Annotated in this window: 2 protein-coding genes; both read right to left on the reverse strand. The window is 71.7% G+C overall.

From position 1 onward, the window contains the following. On the reverse strand, nt 1-345 hold a 345-nt coding region (locus AB1578_21365; GenBank protein MEW6490447.1), incomplete at its 3' end, for a hybrid sensor histidine kinase/response regulator. 4 nt (nt 346-349) lie between these two features. After that, a partial coding sequence (locus AB1578_21370; GenBank protein ID MEW6490448.1) for an ATPase domain-containing protein occupies nt 350-1,677 on the reverse strand: 1,328 nt, incomplete at its 5' end.

Below are 1,677 nucleotides of genomic sequence, written 5' to 3' on the forward strand. Positions count from 1 at the left end.
TCCCACCGGCCGCTCGACCAAGGTGACGTTGCCCAGCCGCTCCACGGGCTGCAGGGCCGCGGGCGACGCCTGGCGCTCGCGGCTCAGGACCAGGAGCGGCAGATCGGACCAGGGGGGCTGGCCGGCGAGCACGGCGCCCAGCCGCGCGGCCCCGGCCGGGGGCAGGGTCTCCTCGGGCAGGAGGGCCGCGCCCGCTCCCCCGGCCAAATGCCGGCACAGCTCATCCAGCCCGGCGCAGAGATGGGTCTCGATACCGGACCGGGCGAGCACGCGGGCGATGATCTGGCCATCCTTGGGCGTCAGGGGCAGGACCAGGACTCGAAGCTCTTCGGAGGAGGGGGCCACGGCGCTAGGCTGGCCCCGCCGACGGCTCGGTTCCCGTGCGGACGGCTTCGGCCGCCGGGACCTGCTCGGAGACCACCCGCCCCACGGTCAGACCTCCGGGCCCGAAAAGCAGCTCCCGGACGGTGCGCTCGTGCCGCCCGTCTCGTTTCTTGACCGTGGAGAGGACCTGCCGGAGCTCGCCCCGGACCTCCCGGTGTTGGAAGAGGAGCACCGTGTCGGCGAGATAGCTCGTGTCCACCGCGGAGATCAGGCCCGGCCCCGCGATCCCGTGCTGGGCCAGCACCAGCACCGTCAGCACGCCCCTCTGGGCCAGGTAGGCCAGGAGCTCGTGGAGGTGGACCAGGAGGAACTGCTCTTCCACCATGGCGTGCTGGTAGCCGTTGAGCGTGTCGATGACCACAATCTTGGCGCCGCGCTCCTCCACCTCCCGGCGCACCTCGTGGCTGAACTGGCCCGGGGTCAGCTCGGCCGGGTCCACCTGGCGCACCCCGACGAGGTCCGCCTCCAGCAACTCCCGCAGTCCCAGGCCCATGCCCTGGCTCCGGGTCATCACGGTGGCGATGCCTTCGTCGAAGAGGAAGAGCGTCGCGCGCGCTCCCCGGCGGGCAGCCGCCACCGCGAACTGCACCGCCAGGGTCGACTTTCCCGTGCCCGCCGGTCCCTGGAGGAGCAGGCTTGTCCCGGGGCTGACCCCGCCGCCCAGCAGCGCGTCCAGGTTCGGATCGCCGCTCGAGAACGGATCGCGGGGGAAGTCCTCGTGGTGTTCGGCCGCCACCAGGCGCGGGTACACCTCCAGTCCGCCCCGGCGGATGGAGAAGTCGTGGTACCCCCCCCGGTAGGTGCGCCCCCGGAGCTTGAGCACGCGCAGTCGTCGTCTCTCGGCCCCGTATTGCGGGCTCAAGTGGTAGAGGCTCAGCACACCGTGGGCCACGCTCTGCAGGTGCGCATCGGGAGTGGTGGAGCGATCATCCAGGAGGAGGGTGGTCGTGCCCTGCCGGGCGAGATGCTGTTTGAGGGCGAGCACCTGGCGCCGGTAGCGCAGCGACGACTCGGCCAGGAGCCGCACCTCGGACAGGGAGTCGATCACCACCCGCGCCGGTCGCAGCCGTTCTGCGCGGTCGAGGATGGCCCGGGTGGTGCGGTTGAGCTCCACCTCCGAGGGGTGAAACATGGTGATGGCGTCCCCTTCGAGGATGTCATCCGCGGCGACGAGCTCCATGATGGACAAGTCGTCCAGGCCCCACCCGTGGGACGCCGCGATCTCGCGGGTCTCGGCCTCGGTCTCGGCGAAGCTCACGTACAGGCCCTGTTCGCCCCGGGCCCGCCCCTCGA

The sequence above is a fragment of the Thermodesulfobacteriota bacterium genome (assembly GCA_040756475.1).
Classification (GTDB): domain Bacteria; phylum Desulfobacterota; class Deferrisomatia; order Deferrisomatales; family JACRMM01; genus JBFLZB01.